The 17,234-nt window shown below is 36.9% G+C and carries 18 protein-coding genes and 1 pseudogene; 17 read left to right on the top strand and 2 right to left on the bottom strand.

Annotation, left to right across the window (positions count from 1 at the left end):
- The 12 genes and pseudogenes from AC1M9N_RS07200 to AC1M9N_RS07145 all read left to right on the top strand — a co-directional run.
- Nucleotides 1–1,150, top strand: a 1,150-nt coding sequence (locus AC1M9N_RS07200) for a DUF2345 domain-containing protein (protein ID WP_481954504.1), incomplete at its 5' end; no start/stop codon positions are given.
- On the top strand, nucleotides 1,147–2,640 hold the full coding sequence (locus AC1M9N_RS07195) for a hypothetical protein (RefSeq protein ID WP_481597416.1): 1,494 nt from the start codon (nucleotides 1,147–1,149) through the stop codon (nucleotides 2,638–2,640). The genes AC1M9N_RS07200 and AC1M9N_RS07195, both read left to right, overlap by 4 nt.
- 11 nt (nucleotides 2,641–2,651) lie before the next feature.
- Nucleotides 2,652–3,758, top strand: coding sequence for an Imm72 family immunity protein (locus AC1M9N_RS07190; RefSeq protein ID WP_481595899.1), 1,107 nt, complete (start codon nucleotides 2,652–2,654; stop codon nucleotides 3,756–3,758).
- Nucleotides 3,759–3,974: 216 nt separating this feature from the next.
- Nucleotides 3,975–4,256, top strand: coding sequence for a hypothetical protein (locus AC1M9N_RS07185; protein WP_481597415.1), 282 nt, complete (start codon nucleotides 3,975–3,977; stop codon nucleotides 4,254–4,256).
- On the top strand, nucleotides 4,256–5,182 hold the full coding sequence (locus AC1M9N_RS07180; RefSeq protein ID WP_481954503.1) for a hypothetical protein: 927 nt from the start codon (nucleotides 4,256–4,258) through the stop codon (nucleotides 5,180–5,182). Before AC1M9N_RS07185 ends, AC1M9N_RS07180 begins: the two co-directional genes overlap by 1 nt.
- A 122-nt stretch (nucleotides 5,183–5,304) precedes the next feature.
- Nucleotides 5,305–6,423, top strand: a complete 1,119-nt coding sequence (locus AC1M9N_RS07175; protein ID WP_481954502.1) for a hypothetical protein — start codon at nucleotides 5,305–5,307, stop codon at nucleotides 6,421–6,423.
- A gap of 56 nt (nucleotides 6,424–6,479) precedes the next feature.
- Nucleotides 6,480–6,775: pseudogene (locus AC1M9N_RS07170) on the top strand (type VI secretion system Vgr family protein); the annotation flags it as partial.
- Nucleotides 6,776–6,985: 210 nt separating this feature from the next.
- Nucleotides 6,986–8,254 (top strand): type VI immunity family protein, encoded by a 1,269-nt coding sequence (locus AC1M9N_RS07165; RefSeq protein ID WP_481954501.1) that lies wholly within the window; start codon nucleotides 6,986–6,988, stop codon nucleotides 8,252–8,254.
- Between the two features lie 60 nt (nucleotides 8,255–8,314).
- On the top strand, nucleotides 8,315–8,761 hold the full coding sequence (locus AC1M9N_RS07160) for a hypothetical protein (RefSeq protein WP_481954500.1): 447 nt from the start codon (nucleotides 8,315–8,317) through the stop codon (nucleotides 8,759–8,761).
- Nucleotides 8,762–8,773: 12 nt separating this feature from the next.
- Nucleotides 8,774–9,049, top strand: a complete 276-nt coding sequence (locus AC1M9N_RS07155) for a hypothetical protein (RefSeq protein ID WP_481954499.1) — start codon at nucleotides 8,774–8,776, stop codon at nucleotides 9,047–9,049.
- A gap of 94 nt (nucleotides 9,050–9,143) precedes the next feature.
- Complete coding sequence (locus AC1M9N_RS07150; protein WP_481954498.1) at nucleotides 9,144–9,923, top strand: T6SS phospholipase effector Tle1-like catalytic domain-containing protein; 780 nt, start codon at nucleotides 9,144–9,146, stop codon at nucleotides 9,921–9,923.
- 18 nt (nucleotides 9,924–9,941) lie between these two features.
- On the top strand, nucleotides 9,942–10,478 hold the full coding sequence (locus AC1M9N_RS07145; RefSeq protein ID WP_481954497.1) for a hypothetical protein: 537 nt from the start codon (nucleotides 9,942–9,944) through the stop codon (nucleotides 10,476–10,478).
- Between the two features lie 254 nt (nucleotides 10,479–10,732).
- Here the strand turns inward: AC1M9N_RS07145 and AC1M9N_RS07140 are convergent, their stop codons facing one another.
- Nucleotides 10,733–11,512 carry a ferredoxin--NADP reductase gene (locus AC1M9N_RS07140; RefSeq protein WP_035267346.1) on the bottom strand — a complete coding sequence of 260 codons (780 nt, stop codon included), beginning with the start codon at nucleotides 11,510–11,512 and terminating at the stop codon, nucleotides 10,733–10,735.
- Nucleotides 11,513–11,617: 105 nt separating this feature from the next.
- Between AC1M9N_RS07140 and tsaA the strand changes: the two genes are divergently transcribed.
- The 5 genes from tsaA to AC1M9N_RS07115 all read left to right on the top strand — a co-directional run bounded on the left by tsaA (nucleotide 11,618) and on the right by AC1M9N_RS07115 (nucleotide 16,859).
- Nucleotides 11,618–12,337 (top strand): tRNA (N6-threonylcarbamoyladenosine(37)-N6)-methyltransferase TrmO, encoded by a 720-nt coding sequence (tsaA, locus tag AC1M9N_RS07135; RefSeq protein WP_481613966.1) that lies wholly within the window; start codon nucleotides 11,618–11,620, stop codon nucleotides 12,335–12,337.
- Between the two features lie 128 nt (nucleotides 12,338–12,465).
- The gene (gene tfpB / locus AC1M9N_RS07130; RefSeq protein WP_035267342.1) at nucleotides 12,466–14,223 is read left to right on the top strand and encodes a type IV pilus assembly ATPase TfpB; all 1,758 of its coding nucleotides are present in this window, start codon (nucleotides 12,466–12,468) and stop codon (nucleotides 14,221–14,223) included.
- Between the two features lie 102 nt (nucleotides 14,224–14,325).
- Entirely contained in the window at nucleotides 14,326–14,703 is a 378-nt protein-coding gene (locus AC1M9N_RS07125) for a NirD/YgiW/YdeI family stress tolerance protein (RefSeq protein ID WP_035267340.1), read from the top strand.
- 146 nt (nucleotides 14,704–14,849) lie between these two features.
- Nucleotides 14,850–15,515 (top strand): response regulator transcription factor, encoded by a 666-nt coding sequence (locus AC1M9N_RS07120; RefSeq protein WP_481588976.1) that lies wholly within the window; start codon nucleotides 14,850–14,852, stop codon nucleotides 15,513–15,515.
- Nucleotides 15,516–15,524: 9 nt separating this feature from the next.
- Nucleotides 15,525–16,859, top strand: a complete 1,335-nt coding sequence (locus tag AC1M9N_RS07115; protein ID WP_481608796.1) for a sensor histidine kinase — start codon at nucleotides 15,525–15,527, stop codon at nucleotides 16,857–16,859.
- 101 nt (nucleotides 16,860–16,960) lie between these two features.
- Here the strand turns inward: AC1M9N_RS07115 and hemP are convergent, their stop codons facing one another.
- Nucleotides 16,961–17,131, bottom strand: a complete 171-nt coding sequence (gene hemP / locus AC1M9N_RS07110) for a hemin uptake protein HemP (protein ID WP_035267337.1) — start codon at nucleotides 17,129–17,131, stop codon at nucleotides 16,961–16,963.
- Nucleotides 17,132–17,234: the final 103 nt, after the last annotated feature.

Raw genomic sequence — 17,234 nt, 5'->3', positions numbered from 1 at the left:
TTATGGACAACTCCGCTTTGATGACACCACAGGACAAATCTCCACCCAACTGCAAAACACCCACGGGACGAGCCAACTCAACCTAGGGAATCTCAGTCATCCCAAAGCAACCGCAGAAAGTGAAGGACGCGGCGAAGGCTTCGAACTTAGAACAGACCAATGGGGTGCAGTACGAGCAGGCGAAGGCATACTCATCTCCACCTACAAACAAGAACAAGCCAAAGCAAACCATTTAGATGCAAGCGAAGCCAAACAACAACTCGAAAGTAGCTTAAACAACGGCAAAGCTTTGAGTGAAGTGGCACAAAATCAACAAACTGATCCACTGAGCTTACTCGAAAACCTACAGGGCTATCTCAAGAACTTAGAGAGCGAAGACCAAAGCAAAGCCGCGGCTTTTAAACAAGCGATCATGCTCTTGGCTTCACCAAGTTCAATTGCCGTAGAAAGTAACGAAGACATCCACCTCAGTGCAGATGGGCAGATCAACCAGATTGCACAAGGAAGCATTAACACCAGCACGCAAGACAGCATCATCGGACATGCCAGCAAAAAGATCAGCTTATTTGCAGCGCAAGAAGGGGCACGAGTCTATGCAGGCAAAGGCAAGATCGAGATTCAAGCTCAAGGGGATGGTGCTGATCTGATTGCAAGAAAGGGTGTGCAGATTATTTCCACGGAAGATCGAATTGAAATTAAAGCGGCAAAAAAAATAGTGTTGATCGGTGGTGGCTCACAGATTGAAATTAGCAGTTCGGGAGTTTTACCGACCACAGCTGGTAAGTTTGAGGTTAAGGCAGGGCAGCATCAATTTGTGGGGGGAGCAAAGGTGCCGTTGAATTTTCCACTCATGCCAAATGAAATAAGACAACAGATTGCAATTAAATATCATGATGATGAGCCTGTTAAAGGTGTAAACTTTAAAATGAAATACGCAAATGGTCAGATATTTTCAGGTGTGACTAATGATGAAGGGATAGCTGATATAAGAGATGCGCCTGATGGTGAAGCAGAGATTATTTTTGGGGAAGATGCTAGATCTTATGAAGTTGTAGCACAAGCAGAAGAAAATATTAATTTTAAAGCAGATTGGAACATCTCAGATCTAGAAGAATCATACCAACAAGCACTTAAGGATTCTAAAAAATGAGTGCAGAAAATAAAATAGCTATAATTCAAATTGGTTCAGAGCTTTGGTCGAATACCAAGGCTGCCGGCAGTTGGGTAGGTGGAGCCTTACAAGGTGAATTTAACGAAAAATCAACTTTAGGTCAGATCGTATTTGATGCAGTTATTAGTATGTTTCCTGTCGCAGGTGAAGCCACAGCTGTTAGGGATTTAATCGCTATTTCAAATCGCATGGCAGGTAGTGAACAAGAGAAAAATAAAGTCCTGAACTGGGTTAGTATTATTTTGTGTTTATTGCCACTCATTCCAATATTTGGTGGTGTGTTAAAAGGTATTGGGCGCTTACTCATTACTGTGATTAAAGATGCCAGTAAAGCCGCAGAAGTAGCAATTGCAATTTTGGCTTTTTTAAGAAAAATGGGTTATGGAGACCCAATTAAATTTATAAACGCACTTAAATTTTCAAAATACCAAACTAAAATATTATCCGAGTTTAAAAAATTTATTGCGCGATTAAAATCCTCGATTCAGTTTTTCTTATCAAAAACGAGAGTCGTTCTACCTAAGCATGTACAACAACAATTAAACTCATTTTTACCTGAGTTAGATAAGCTTGCCAAACTCGCAGATAAAATGATTCCTTCTGCAATTAAAGAGTTGGACAGTGCTTTAAATAAAGTCCGATCTGAAATGATCAACCAGATGAATAAAGCTGGTGCGAAGATAGGTGGTGGAGAAACTAAAGTTTTAACCACGGAAGCACGTTTGGCTTCTACTGCTAGAAATACGATTGCGAGCAAGGGTCATAAACCTGCGCCTTTAAGCCATTATAAGCATAAGGACGGATGGCCGGATTTAGCTAAGAAGAAAAATGATTCTGCGACAAATGATGTTTTAAAATATTATGTAATAGCCTCATTTAGTCAGAAAGCTAATATTGAAGCAAAGTTATATAAACCTGGTGCTAGAGTTGGCTGGAAACGAATCATTGATCAAAAAAAACCATTTAAATCTGGTGCGTATTGGGCGGATAAAATGCCAATTAATGGCACAGCATGGCGTTTTGATTATGCTGTAAAAAGTGACTGGTCAAAAAATGGTATATTTGTGGCCCTAGACCGTATACCTACCATAGCTGAGTTAGAAAAATTAAATATTGTTGTACCTAAAAATTGGCAAGGCTTAAAAGTATGGGAAGGTCAGGTTGCAGAGCAACTTGATTTAGAAAAAATGCAAGGCAGTGGATTGTTGTTAGCTGGTGGTGAAAAACAGTTATATATAGATTTTGGCCACCCAGACAATCAGCCGATCAGGCAATATATTGAAAACATGGTTAAAATTCAAAAAACCAATTGGAATGATGCCATTCTTCCAAAAAAATTAGAAGATACGGTTGCGTATTTGGCGGCAAGAGAAAAAGCACAGAAAACTGTTCAACAGGGTCAGGTAGCTCGTGGTGTGTCTGCGACAGGTCGAGCAAATACTAAGCATGAGCAAAGTAAGGCGAATTAAGGGAATTTATGATGTATATCATTGATCAGAAAGCGAGAGACCAAACTTTTTATCTCATGAAAAAATATACCAGTTATCGGTATTTATATGTTGCATATGAACTGGAGAAAGAATTTGTAGACGCATTTGAGCAACAATTAAGGCATCCTCCTCTAAACTTATTGAATGAACCTGAAGGCTTTAAGGAGAGTCATGAAGAAGAATTATTATATTATTTGAGTGATCTAAGTGATACAGAAAAAGGTTTAACGGAACTGAGAAAAAGCAAATTCAAAAAAGAAGCATATGATCTTTATTTTGAAGGGAATATTCAGGGGAGGATTTTTGGTCGCTATGGTGATGAACATGGCTTGCTATATGATGTTTTTTATCAAAACCTAGGCATAGGTCAAGAGCCAAATGGAAATATTTTTATTGAACATGACCACACACGACATATTTTAAAATTATTGATAGCAAGAGCTATGGAGGGTATCACAGTTAATACTTTGTATAACGTTTCATATGATGTACCAAATAATAATCGAATTTATTATAAGAAATGGAGCTATGAATCTTTATTTAGTAAACTAAACTGGCCACCATGTAAGCAAATCGTTGAACCGATCATCCCTTGCCCAAATTATAATGAAAGCTCAAAAGGTCAAATTCATTCAGGTGAAGAAATCCAAATTTCAGGCATTTATGAACCATGGTTCGAAAAACCTGTCTATCAAAAATTAACCAATGATTCTGACTATAATATTTATGTTGGATGTCCAAACTACTTTTTAGAAGGGACAGAAGCAACCCAATATAAATTGGAAGGGACCGATGATTGGTACGATGTTAAATGGCGTTTAATTTGGGAAGACAATCGCTATATAGATGGAACCATACCCGAGGAAGAAAAGAATTATATTTTTGATATAGAAAATATAGGAAAACAATCCAATCAACCCGAAACTGAATCAACTGAAAAATTAAGTATAGCGGCTGGGCAGGTTTGTCCTAAAGCTGGCTATTGGTATACAACAGCGAAATCAAATTCACGGCAATACTTTAAACAGGGTGAGATCTTTCCAAATTATGAAAGTGATTGGGGCGAGGTGTACTGGCAGTTTGATGGAGAAGAATAAAACTATATCGCTCAAGGTGAAAACTTTCGCATTGATGGAAGTTTAATAAAAAACCCGCTTTCGCGGGTTTTTTTGATCTCAAACGAGATTACATATTCGGATAGTTCGGACCACCCGTACCCTCAGGCACAACCCAAGTAGAGTAAAGCCGATTGGCGACGCTATTTTGCGGTATTTGCATCATGGAATCATAATGGTGAGGTTGTTAAATACCGAGTGCCAAGGGGTGGGATCAATGTATGGGAAGGTCCAGCCGCAAGTCAGACTTTTAAAAATAGTGCGGGTAAAGTTGAAAAAGTGAATAGCAAAGGCGAGATATTTGTACTTGAAGGTGGTGGCATACAAATTGTTCTGGACCCAAAAGATTTAGTACGAGCAAATGTAAGTAAGCGTGAAGCAACCCCTTGGGGCTATGACAGTGGTTTAATTGTTGAAACGAAAACCAATATGGTTGGTGTGCCGCGTTTAGAGCAGAATTGGTATGGAGATAAAAAATAATGTCGCAATCATCTGAAATTCGTCCGCAGGAAATTTTCCTACTTGAACGCTATAGTTCGGCTGAATATTTTAAAGAACTGGTAGATGCTTTTAAAAATATGCTCGATGCAGCGGAAAATGCACTTGAGCTGTTTATGCAGGATTTACCTTATGATTATCGAAACCAACATATTTCACAACAACCTGACATAGTTTGGGGTGAGCATGTATTGCCTAATTTCAGATCAACTCTTGAGAGCTTGAATTATGGATATAAACGTTTATTAGAGGGTGATTTATCTGCTTTGCAATATGCAGGGAATGTGGTGACTGACTTTAGAAATCAAAGAATAGACTATTTCCCTGATTGGATGGATGAGGGTAATTTAGCCTTATTTGATCAATGGCAAAGTAAAGCTAGTAAGTTATCATCTAATATTAAAGCTACAGTTTTTGGTAGCTGGCCTATGACTTTTTTAAAAGAAGACTATGATTCAGATTATTTAGGAGAGTTAAACTTACCATCATCTTTACCAATATATAAGTTAAACCAAAATGTTACGGTAAAAACAGGCGAAACTGTGCCACAGGATGGTATTTACATTCCTGAAATACAGGAAGCAAGTGCACAGCTGCTGCTTAAAGGGCATGATGCGATAGAAGCATTAGTGGGACTTGATCCAGATTGCCCACAATATGATCATGAGGAAGATACGGAATGGGTATTGGTTGAACGAATTGCAGACGAGGGTGGGTCATCTGAGACTATTCAAGCTGAAAATTTAAAAGGTTTTGCTGGGCAGACTTGTCAACAGTCAGGTAATTGGTGGAGTCCTGCAAATCAATTGCAATCCCGTTATTTTGAACAGGGAGAAGTATTTCCGAAGATTGAGAATAATAGCTGGGGAGAAACGATTTGGTATTTAGAAGTTACTAATAAGAAATAATTTATATATAAAAGATTGGATTGTCAAAATAATGATAAAGTTTTGATGATGGTAAAATTCTACCTGAGATCAAATCTGATTGGGATGAGGAGTTTTGGTAGTTTGATAGTGATGACTAACTTATGCTTAGAAGCTGTTCTAAATTGACTCGTTTTCAAAAACAATCAATTGCCCTAATTTATTATGTTACTTCACGATCTTATTTGGAAATGTTACTGACCAAACTGGATGAGTTGATTCAACATACTGGTGGAGTAATTGATTTGGCTGATCAGCAGTATCGTGACCGTGTCCTCTTGCAAGAGGGATGGGGAATGGGGGATAGCTCAGCCAATTGGAGTACCTATGCTTACCCATCTTTACTCGATTTCAGAATAGATTTAATTAGGATTATAGAACAGACGAAACAGGAAAAATATGGCTGGACAGCTGCATATAATACAGCACGCATGTTAGGCGAGTTTCAACCCAACTGGATGTCAGAAGAAGAAGAAACAGATTTTAAAACGCGCTTTGATGAATTATACAGATTATGTAGTTATTATGATTCTTGTGTAAAACCACCAAGATCATGGGATTTATATACTTTATTTGAAGTGATTAAAGAACTAGGAATTTTTGAACATAAAGTACCTAAATTTAAACTTCGTACAGATATACGAGTAAATAGTGGAGAACCTATATCAAAGACAGGGGTATATATTCCTATGGGTGATCGATATGGCGTACCACAATTTGCTTGGACTTATCGTGATGAAAATAGTCCTACACGTGGGCAGTTAGAGGAATGCAAGACACTCAATGTTTTAGGAAAGGACTTATTTTCTAAGTTTAATGAATACACAGCATGGACTCCTTCTGAAGAGCTAAAAGCATTCGCTATTGAGAATATTAAAAATAAGCGAATAGAAGATGATTGGGATTATTTAAAATCAGATCGAGAAGTACAATTGGAACTAGGGCCATCTTTATTAGCAAATAATGTTTTTTCTAAGGCTGATTGTAGTTGGTACTTTGTTGAATTAGTAGATGGGGAGTTTGAAGATATTGGCGGTGAGGATGTAGATACTTTTACTACACCTGATTTAAAAGTTATAGGGGGAGAATTATGCCCAAGAACAGGTTATTGGATTTTATCTAATGATAAGGCAAAACGATTGTATTTCAACAAAGGAACCATAATGAATAAATCTAGTAAAGATTGGGGCGAAGAATATTGGGTATATGACGGTGAAGAATAGAAAGTCATTCTAGGCTTTTATTTAATTGAACGCTTTGTCATGCTACCCCTTATGATGAAATCTTTGAACTCAGAACAGATCAAAGGGGGCAGTGCGTGCAGGAGAAGGTATACTCATCTCTACCTACAAACAGGAACAAGCGAAAGACCTCAGTGAAGTGGCAAAAAATCAACAAACTGATCCACTGAGCTTACTCGAAAACCTACAGGGCTATCTCAAGAACTTAGAGAGCGAAGACCAAAGCAAAGCCGCTACCTTTAAACAAGCGGTCATGCTCTTGGCTTCACCAAGTTCCATTGCCATAGAAAGTAATGAAGATATACATCTCAGTGTAGATGGGCAGATCAATCAGAAAAACAATTTGATGAATATTGCAAATTAAATAATCAATCTAAACAATAAATAGAGTTAGTGGTATTACGGTTGGTGAAGGATTTAAGTTACCGTTGTTTCGTTATCCTGAAGATAAGTCACCAGAATCTAACGATGATAAGCCTCACGGTAATTCATCTAATAATCGTCGTGGAAGAAATTAAATTAGCTTATTAATTAGGATTTGTAGATGAGCACATCAACTTTATTTTTGAATAGTCAAGAAATAGAAGAGTTAGTTCAGGATATTCCTCTTGATACGTCAATAATTTACGGTGAAGAAAAAAAAGAATTCGGAGTATGTCCTTATATTTCATTTTATATTGATCAAACAAAAATAAATCCTCAAGCTTTTCTTGAGAAGGTAATTGATATATATCATGAATTCGAAAATCAAATAATTGATAAACCATTTAATTTAAGATTTCGATGCGATACAGAAATTTGGAAAAATGCAAGCTCATGGATAAAAAATCGTGACGAAATGTTAACGGAAATGACAAAGGTATATAAAAAACATTTTATTTACTACGTTGGTGCAACATCTGCAGAATCTCCTAATCAAAGTGCACGTTGGGCCCTAGGTGCTAAAATTAGAGACACAAATGAACGTTATTCTAGTATTAAATTAACTTTTGGTGATCAATGGTATCAGTCAAATAAAATTATTTGGCATGCTTTTGTTGAAAAAATAATAAAAAAAATAAATCCAATTCAAGCATATAGCGGATATGAAATAGGTAATACTGGACAGTTTGCATATATTTCACCTGAGTATGAAACTGTTGAGCGTACTTTTTCAGATTATTTCTACGGACTCGATATTGATCATCCTGGTATGGAATTTTCCCATGATAATATGTTTATTGCAGAAGATCGTGATGGTTTGGGCGGTGGTATTCGTACTCCTACATGGTGCTTTTTACTTTCTCCCTATTGGCTAGACAAACTAGGATTAAGCGAAGAACAAATCCGAGAAAAGCTGAATGATCCACGCATAGAAATCACAAAAATAGAAGATGCTAGTGATCCTACAAAATTTAGTCTTTGGATACGCTTAGGCGAATTATCACTTTATCCAGTGGAACAGGGTGTCCCAGATTTATTGGTTAAGGCGAATGAGTTGATAAAACCGATTCGGTGCGACAACTTAAAACTCACCACCTTAGATACATGGGCTGATGATCCAAATCCTAGATTTGACGCTATAAGTGCAAAACAATGGATTGCTCGATTTGATGAAGACAGCACATGGCCAGAGCTTAAACATGTTGAAATAGAACCAGTATACGAAGAAAGAATAGAGATCGTACTTGCAGGGGAACACTGTCCACATTCAGGTTACTGGTTTACGCATTTAAAAGAAAATTCACGTCAATACTTTAAACAAGGAGAAATATTTCCTGACTTTGAAAGTGATTGGGGAGACGTGTATTGGCAGTTTGATAGTAAGAATTAATTCATTGTCAGATCAAGTTGTACTTGATTTGAGAATCAGAGTACATATAGAGGTGAGTCAATGAATATACTAAAAAAAAATTTCATGCTACCAGTGAGTTTGTCTTTAGGACTAGTTGGTTGTAGTGTGGGCTCAAGCAAAATATATGTTCTGACGACAACATCGTTTGGATATGATCCGAGCTATAGACCTTATATTGTAAAATTAAATGGAGAGGAGGTCGGTGGTGGTTTTGGCGCTGCTACGAAGCGATCTGCTGTGATCACTGGTCCTCAATATATCACATGGGGACAAACCAATATTCGTAAACAACACGTTGCAAAAAATATTCCTTATTTGACAAAAGAAGATTTAAAAGGAAAAAGTTATTTGGCTGTTCACCTTTATCCTGATGACACAGTAGAAATTACATTGACTGAGGGAAGAAATATGCCAAGTGCGACAAAAAAAGGGTTAGAAATAAGATCTAAATTCATTGATGAACTAAATGAGAACGATAAAAAATAAAAAGGTAAATTTATGGTTTCTGAGTTACAAAAAATAAAAAATAGTAATCAAGATGTCGATAATCATCCTCCGCAATCAAAACAGGACTGTAAGGATGTTGTGCATATTTCAGTATTTTTTGATGGTACAGGTAATAACTTAGAGAAGGATCAGGATAAAGGAAAACTAGCCAATCCAGCAAAGTTATGGCGTAATGCACAATCATATAGCTTATACGAAATAGAGCGTACAAAATCACCTGTAAAACTCAATCATCCAATACATATCTGGGGTTGGTACGCCATTTAACGGAGATACACGTAATTGGCTTAATGGTCAAATTGCCTCAGCACAGGATACTTTTCCAACTGGTGGGGCAACAGGTTGGGGAGGGATAAGAAGGTTGAAATATGGTGAATCTCAAATTGGGATTAGCCTTGAAAACACTTTAAAACAGAAAATAGAACAAGTCGAAGCTACATTAAAGCCTCAAGTAGAAGCACGTAAAAACGAAGCTTTAGTAAAAATCGAGTCGAATTTAAATGAGCATCGACTAATTAAAAAAATTAATTTATCTATTTTTGGTTTTTCGCGTGGTGCAGCATTAGCACGTGTATTTTCTAACGAAATGATTTGGAAAACTGAAATAGAAGACTTGAGCCTAAAGTATTCAGTGACAGGTCAGGCTGAGCCTGCCCCAATGGAAATTCAATTTTTAGGGATATTTGACACGGTTGCTTCGTTTGGCTTACCTGCGACTAACATGCCAAATAAACTTAGTTTTAAAGGTCGCGATATGGTCGTTGATCCTAGAGTAAAAAATTGTGTGCATCAAGTCGCAGGAAATGAATTACGTTTTGCTTTTCCAGTAGATTCAATTCGCATAGATGGAAAATTTGCTAACCCAAGAACATGGAAGGAAATTGTATATCCTGGTATGCACTCCGATGTTGGAGGAGGGTATGAGCCAAACTCGCAAACAATTAGTAATAATTTTGCTCGAATACCATTGAAACATATGCTTGAAAGGGCTGAAACGGCTGGTGTAAAAGTTTTTACTTATGAGAAGCTCAAGGAAGAAGATCCAATTTTATTCGAGGATGAATTTAATATAGAAGAAAAAACACAACAACTTTTTGAATCAGTGCAAAAATTTGCTGGAGCTTCCACAGGTGATGTATAGGAGGATATCAAAAACTATATGAAGCTACATTATGGTGCTTATGGAACTTTACATCGTCAAAGACAACAATATTTAGCACAGGGTAATTCTAAAGAAGATCCAGCCTATCTTTCAGTGAGCCAAATCGCCAGAAGAGAGAACTTCGCTTCACCAACAGGCCCTGTAGATATGGCAACTGAAGTCGAAAGAGTAAAAAAAGCTAGAAACTTCACCACATTTGATCAATCAAATTTAAAAGGTATAAAACAAATATTTAGAATTATTTACCCTTTAGCAAAAGCATATGAATTTTTAATCGATTTAGATGATTGGGAATTAAAAAGTTGGGAAACAACAGTTGATCAAGATGTCGTGGATTTTTACTCCAATTATGTTCATGATTCGAAAGTCGGATTTGTGGCAAATATTGAACCATTTAGTTACTTTAGACAAAGAACTGTTTATGAATCTAAACGGAGTTGGAAGGGTAAAAGAGTGGATAAAAAATTAGGACCAGTCCATGAACAAATTGCACTCGAAAATGCTGAGCATGAAGTAAAAGAATCATCGGAGTAATTCAAATTTCATGTTGGTATGGATATATGATTAAAAAATAATAATTGTTAAGCTATTATTATCTTCATTCAATCCTGATTAGTTTTAGATTAAATGAACCATAAATTAATGGTAGATTAATTCATAGAGAAATTCATTAATTAATAAAAACTACTAAAGTTTTAAACAAAGACTCAATAAGTTATTTAAAAGGATTAATTGAACACTGAGACAAAAAACCGAGCAAAAAAGCTCGGTTTTTAATGTACAAGTTTTTATTTTTCAACAAAAGCACGTTCAATCACATAATCACCAAGAACACCCATTCGTGGAGATTCTTTTAGGCCATGTTGATCAAGAAGTGCAGCTACATCGTCAAGGAATGCAGGAGAACCACATAACATTGCACGGTCAGTTTCAGGATTAAAACGAGGTAAGCCGATTTTCTCGAAAAGAGCACCAGTTTCAATCGCAGTTGTAACACGACCTTGAGTATGGAAGTCTTCGCGTGTAACTGTTGGGTAATAAATTAACTTTTCTTTCGCACCAAGTTCCCCAAAGAACTCATGGTTTGGAATTTCATTTTGAATAAGGTCTTGATAAGCCAATTCTGAGATATAGCGTGTACCGTGTACAACGATGATTTTCTCGAAACGCTCATAAGTTTCAGGATCACGGATAGTCGAAAGGAAAGGAGCTAAACCAGTACCTGATGATAAAAGATACAAGTTTTTACCAGGATTTAAATCATCAAGAACAAGTGTACCAGTCGGTTTCTTAGAAACTAAAATTTCATCACCAACTTTTACTTTTTGTAGGATTGATGTCAAAGGACCATCTGGAACTTTAATAGAGAAAAACTCAAGTTCTTCTTCATAGTTCGCGCTAGCAATCGAATACGCACGCATTAAAGGCTTGCCATTGACTTCTAAACCAATCATCACAAATTGACCATTTTTAAAACGCAATGCTGTATCGCGAGTCGTTTTAAAACTGAATAATGTGTCATTCCAGTGGTGTACGTGAGTAATCTTTTCGACGTTAAAAGCAGCCATTAAAGGTCTCAATAAATTATCAAATTAGAACAGCTTGCTATTCTAAACTAAAACCATTCTCGATAAACTGAATATATTTAATTGAGCTTATCAAAAAAAGTGATTATGAATGAGCTGACTTTACCTGTGATTGGTATAATGAGATCTCCCTACAAAGAAAAGTTTGGTATTCCACGTCAGCCAAATTTAGTAAATGTTGAAAGTTATATTGAACTATTGGCGCCATATAATGATGAACTGGCTTTTGAAGGTATACATGATTTCAGTCACTTATGGCTGATTTGGCAGTTTCACGATAATAAAAATCAAGATAATCAAAAATTTAAGCCTCAAGTCAGACCACCACGTTTAGGTGGAAATAAAAAAGTGGGAGTCTTTGCGACAAGAAGCATGTACCGTCCAGCACCTATCGGCATGTCAGTCGTTCAATTCAAAAAACTTTTTAAAGAAGGTGATTCTTTGAGGCTGTATGTGTCAGGCAGCGATCTATTAGATGGAACACCAGTTATCGATATCAAACCATATATTCAATATTCTGATGCCGTAGTTGAGGCGACGAGCGGTTATGCACAAGATAAACCAATTCAAAAAAATGTTGTTTGGTCAAAAACTGCTGAAATTCAAAGAAATGAACTGTTAGTGCAACAACATGTCGCAGAAAGTTTAATCAAAGAATTGGAGCAAGTTCTATCATTTGATCCAAGACCATCTTATCAAAATGATCCTGAGCGAACTTATGGGCTAAGTTTCGGCCCCTTAAATGTCAAATTTAAAGTGGATACTGAGGTTGAGATCGTTGCACTGGAACTTTGTGCAAACGAATAAATTGTTGGACTGATGTATTTAAAGCTGAATTTGATCTAATGAATTTAATTGTAAATTCTGAACAGGCTAAAGGCTTATGTTGAATAAAGAATTTGTTATAGTTGGGCTCAAGGAATGGGGCAATTTGAATGAATTTTAATTTTGAAATTGATACAACATGGTGTTTAGAACAACTACTAAAAGATGGTCGTATTTTAGAGCGAGATAAGTTGCTCATTCAAACCCGACACCGCCAAAAAGATCAATTTAAATGGCATCCATTGCAGTGGATTGCTCATTTTGAATTGGTAGATCAAGTTCAACCTCAACATAAGTTAACACTGCAACGCTTATGTGAGTGGTTAGCATTAAAAACACAACTCCAATATTATGTGATTGACCCGCTTAAAGCAGATGTTGCAGCACTGACCCAGGTCATGTCACAAGAATATGCATTCAAAAATAAAATTCTAGCGGTGGAGGTGCATCCTGATCAGATCTTAATCGGTACAGATCAACCATTCTTGGATGATTGGGTTAAGAATTTAGAAAAGAGCTTAAGTCCTAAAAAAATTGTTAAGGTTTTACTGAATCCAGAGCAGTTACAACGTTACTTGATTGAATATTATCAAGTGAGCCGAGCAGTAAACTCTTCTCAATATTCAGGAGCTTACGACCGACAGAGCCGAGGTGTTGAATCCCTTTTACAATTGGGTGATAGTCAAAATCCTGATGCCAACGATCAGCACATCGTAAAATTAGTCGACTGGTTGCTTCAATTTGCCTTTGAACAGGGTGCGAGTGATATTCATCTTGAGCCTCGTGCGGAGAAAGGACGTGTTAGATTCCGTATCGATGGTGTGCTGCATACGATTTATAACATGCCTAGCAATACACTCACGGCAGTAATTTCGCGTATTAAAATTCTGGGTCGTATGAACGTTGCAGAAAAACGACGTCCTCAGGATGGGCGTTTAAAAACGCGTACACCTAAGGGTCAAGAAACTGAACTGCGTTTATCAACTCTGCCTACTGCAGCAGGCGAAAAAATGGTAATGCGAATTTTTGATCCTGAAGTATTAGTGAGGAGTTTCCAACAACTGGGTTTTGAAGGAAAACTGCTAGAACAATGGAATGCCATTACCAAAAATAGTCACGGCATCATTTTAGTGACAGGTCCAACTGGTTCAGGTAAAACCACAACCCTGTATTCATCAATGAAACAACTTGCGACTGAGCAATTAAATGTTTGTACGATTGAAGATCCTATCGAGATGATAGAGCCGAGCTTTAATCAGATGCAGGTAAACCCTGCAATTGATCTTCATTTTGCCGATGGTGTACGTGCCCTCATGCGCCAAGATCCAGACATTATCATGGTAGGGGAAATCCGAGACCAAGATACAGCGAATATGGCGATTCAAGCTGCGTTAACAGGTCATCTCGTACTTTCAACACTTCATACAAACGATGCACCTTCAAGCTTGACTCGTTTACATGATCTAGGGGTGCAGCCATTTTTAACAGCGGCAACAATCTTAGGGGTTTTGGCGCAAAGGCTAGTCAGAAAATTATGTTCTCATTGTAAAGAAAAACGGGAAATTAATGCTCAAGAATGGGAGCATCTGACCTATGGCTATTTAGTGAAGATGCCTGCTCAAGTGTATCATGCCAAAGGCTGTGAACATTGTCGTCACACAGGGTATAAGGGGCGGGTGGGTATATATGAATTTATGCCTGTGTCTCTAGAAACAAAACAAAAAATCAGTGCTAATCTTAATTTAGATGAATTACGTGCTCACGCAAAAAAAGAAGGTGTAGAACCGTTGCGTATTGCGGGTGCTCGAAAAGTCCTTGAAGGGGTAACGACGTTAGAAGAGGTGCTAAGAGTCGTACCACTAAGTTAATTGTCAAAGATTAATAAATATTCATATTTCTTAAGATTCGCTTCAGCTTTGTTTGTTTTAATAGCTTCATCGAAACAAACATCACTTGAAAAGGTATAGAAAATGAAAGTGTTAAATCAAGCTTTAATCGCGACAGCTTTAGTCGGTGCAACTACATTTGCAATGGCTAATACGGCAGTGAACCAAAGTGCTGTTAATCATGCAGCAATTGCACCGCAAGCAATTACGACTGTTAAAAGTGCTTTAACTGCCAAAGATGATACTCCAGTGAAATTAAAAGGCTATATTGTTAAGGCAACTGGTGATGAAAAATATCAATTCCGCGATAGCACGGGTGTGATCACTGTGGATATTGATGATGAACTTTGGCAAGGTAAACCAATCTCTGCAAAAACACCTGTGGTATTAATTGGTGAAGTGGATATTGATTATAAGCCTGCTAAGCGTGTAGAAATTGATGTAGATCAAGTTCAATTTTAATGAGCTATCTACTAAATTGAGTATTTGATTTATGGCTTTCAAGTACTCAAACCAAAAAAACCACATTCTCCAGAAATGTGGTTTTTTTATGCATCTTTTTTTGAAAAACTTTATAGTGAATGAATTGTGACTTAGTGAAGAGAGACATGCGTATATTATTAGCAGAAGATGATGTGTCACAAGCTGAAAGTATCAAAGCTTGGTTAGAAATGGATGGATATAGTGTTGATTGGGTCGAGCGTGGAGATCATGCGATATTAGCAATTGAGCAGCATCAATATGATTGTTTATTACTTGATCGTGGATTACCGAAAGCAACTGGTGATGACATTCTGACACATTTAAGAAAACACCAACACAATACACCAGTTATTTTTATTACAGCCCAAGACAGTATCCAAGATCGTGTTGGAGGACTTGATTTGGGTGCTAATGATTATCTAGTTAAACCATTCAGTTTAGATGAGCTCTCGGCGAGAGTGAGAGCACAACTACGTACTCAGCACAAAGGCACGTCTCAAATCCTAATGTATGGATCCGTGAGTTTGGACCCCCAAACCAAAGTTGTTAAATTGAATTCAGAAATTGTCAATCTTACAGCGAAAGAGTACCAAATTTTATATAAGTTGATGCAACATCCTGAACGTGTTGTGACACGTGAGCAACTAGAAGAGTCCTTATATGCATGGGGTGATGAAATCGAAAGTAATGCAGTTGAAGTTTTTATTTATCAGATTCGGAAAAAAATAGGCTCAACCATGATTAAAACGATTCGTGGATTAGGTTATCGAATGAATCTGGATCAGGTTTAAGGTAGAACAGTGTTGGATCAGCAACCTATATCTTTACAACATCGTCTTGTTAAGTCTTCAATGCTCAGTTCGATGTTGGCGGGCGTTGTCGCATTAATTCTTTTATTGGTGATCTCGTTTTACCAGAACATGCAGACCCATGACAATATGATGGATGAAATCGCCGATTTGATTTTGGTCAGTGATATTTCAAGTCATGTGGGAAATGAGTTAGATGATTTAAGTGAACAATTTGATATCAAATATGAGTTAAAGCTCAATGAACTTATTTTGATTGAATCGCAAGACCTTGCTTTCAGTCAAATTGGTTCCAAGGTCTTTTTTCAGAATGATCACTTTGGTTTTGTTTGGCTAGAAGGACGATTATTTCGTTATTACAGTGAGCAAAGTGATCAGCAAATTCTAACTATGCTTCAACCCATGTCAGCGCGTGTTGATCAGTTATTCAAAAGTTTGCTGGGCTACGGTGGTGTTCTCATTATTTTATGGGGCATTCAATGGTTTATTCTACACTTTATTATACGACGTCAGTTTCGATCTATTCACCAACTTTCAAAATTAATATCGCAAAAGACTGTTAAGGATTTATCACCGATTACACCTTCAAAACCAGAACTAAAAGAACTACAACCTATTGTGCATCAAATAAACCAAATGATGGAGCGTTTAGATCGTGCAATTACTGCGGAACAACGCTTTACAGCAGATGCATCCCATGAATTAAGGTCGCCACTTTCAGCGATTCAAATGCGGTTACAACTTTTAAAACGAAAATACCAGTCTGATCATGAGGATTTGTCACAAGACTTAGAGCAGATTCTAAAAGATGTGAGTAGGGGCTCAAATATTTTAGAAAATTTACTTTTGTTGGCCAGACTTGATCCGTCTTCAACGCAAGATGTACCGATACAGTCCATAGATTTAGACCGTTTGACGAAAGAGGTTTTACATTCAGTACAACCTTTGAGCCAAGAAAAAAATATTCAGTTTAAAACTGAGTTAGGAAATCATGCGATTAAGGCAAATCCTGAGTTAATGTTTAGCTGCATTCGAAATTTAGTCGATAATGCCATCCGCTATACGCCACAGAATGGAATCGTTGATATTTTAATCAAACAAAATAATAATGAAATTCTATTTGTGATTGAAAATGAAGGTCACGGCATTGAGCAAACAGTGATTGATCGGCTGGGAGAAAGATTTTATCGTCAGTTAGGCACACGTACAACGGGCTCAGGATTAGGATTATCAATTTGCCGTAAAATTGTCGAATTACATCAAGCCGAGATTGTATTTAAGAAATCGAAGTTAGGTGGTTTAAAAGTTGAAATAAAATTTCATTAAAACTAATTGTCTATAAAGTTGAAGAAATAAAATTAAAGAAGCAGTATGCGCTGATTCATACTGCTTAGTTCCACGATTATTATTATCAAATTTTAGAATTTTTATTTTGTCAAAATGAGTCGATTATTTCGTGTGAGACGAAGGCGATATTCTTCACCTGCATGCATGATGCGAATTTCTCTGCCTAGAGCAAATAGATTGTTTGAGTGAAGCATTGGTAATGCTTGGTGGTTTTCGTTATTACGTGTGAATAAGCTAAATGGTGCGTTCATTCCTTGGACTCCGTGGTATGTGGTGAACTATTTAAATGATAATCATTATCGAATATAGCTGTCAACGATAATTTTTCTCATTTATAAAAAAACATAAAATGCT

Source organism: Acinetobacter sp. ANC_7655, assembly GCF_056784015.1.
The sequence above is the reverse complement of the archived record's forward strand: the minus strand, read 5'-3'. Positions and strand labels throughout refer to the sequence as shown.

Coding starts and splice junctions, on each gene's coding strand:
- AC1M9N_RS07165 (WP_481954501.1), top strand. CDS start 6,986: ATGAGCACATCAACTTTATTTTTGAATAGTCAAGAAATAGAAGAGTTA.
- AC1M9N_RS07140 (WP_035267346.1), bottom strand. CDS start 11,512: ATGGCTGCTTTTAACGTCGAAAAGATTACTCACGTACACCACTGGAAT.
- AC1M9N_RS07155 (WP_481954499.1), top strand. CDS start 8,774: ATGGTTTCTGAGTTACAAAAAATAAAAAATAGTAATCAAGATGTCGAT.
- AC1M9N_RS07180 (WP_481954503.1), top strand. CDS start 4,256: ATGTCGCAATCATCTGAAATTCGTCCGCAGGAAATTTTCCTACTTGAA.
- AC1M9N_RS07120 (WP_481588976.1), top strand. CDS start 14,850: ATGCGTATATTATTAGCAGAAGATGATGTGTCACAAGCTGAAAGTATC.
- AC1M9N_RS07125 (WP_035267340.1), top strand. CDS start 14,326: ATGAAAGTGTTAAATCAAGCTTTAATCGCGACAGCTTTAGTCGGTGCA.
- tfpB (WP_035267342.1), top strand. CDS start 12,466: ATGAATTTTAATTTTGAAATTGATACAACATGGTGTTTAGAACAACTA.
- AC1M9N_RS07175 (WP_481954502.1), top strand. CDS start 5,305: ATGCTTAGAAGCTGTTCTAAATTGACTCGTTTTCAAAAACAATCAATT.
- hemP (WP_035267337.1), bottom strand. CDS start 17,131: ATGAACGCACCATTTAGCTTATTCACACGTAATAACGAAAACCACCAA.
- AC1M9N_RS07145 (WP_481954497.1), top strand. CDS start 9,942: ATGAAGCTACATTATGGTGCTTATGGAACTTTACATCGTCAAAGACAA.
- tsaA (WP_481613966.1), top strand. CDS start 11,618: ATGAATGAGCTGACTTTACCTGTGATTGGTATAATGAGATCTCCCTAC.
- AC1M9N_RS07195 (WP_481597416.1), top strand. CDS start 1,147: ATGAGTGCAGAAAATAAAATAGCTATAATTCAAATTGGTTCAGAGCTT.
- AC1M9N_RS07160 (WP_481954500.1), top strand. CDS start 8,315: ATGAATATACTAAAAAAAAATTTCATGCTACCAGTGAGTTTGTCTTTA.
- AC1M9N_RS07190 (WP_481595899.1), top strand. CDS start 2,652: ATGTATATCATTGATCAGAAAGCGAGAGACCAAACTTTTTATCTCATG.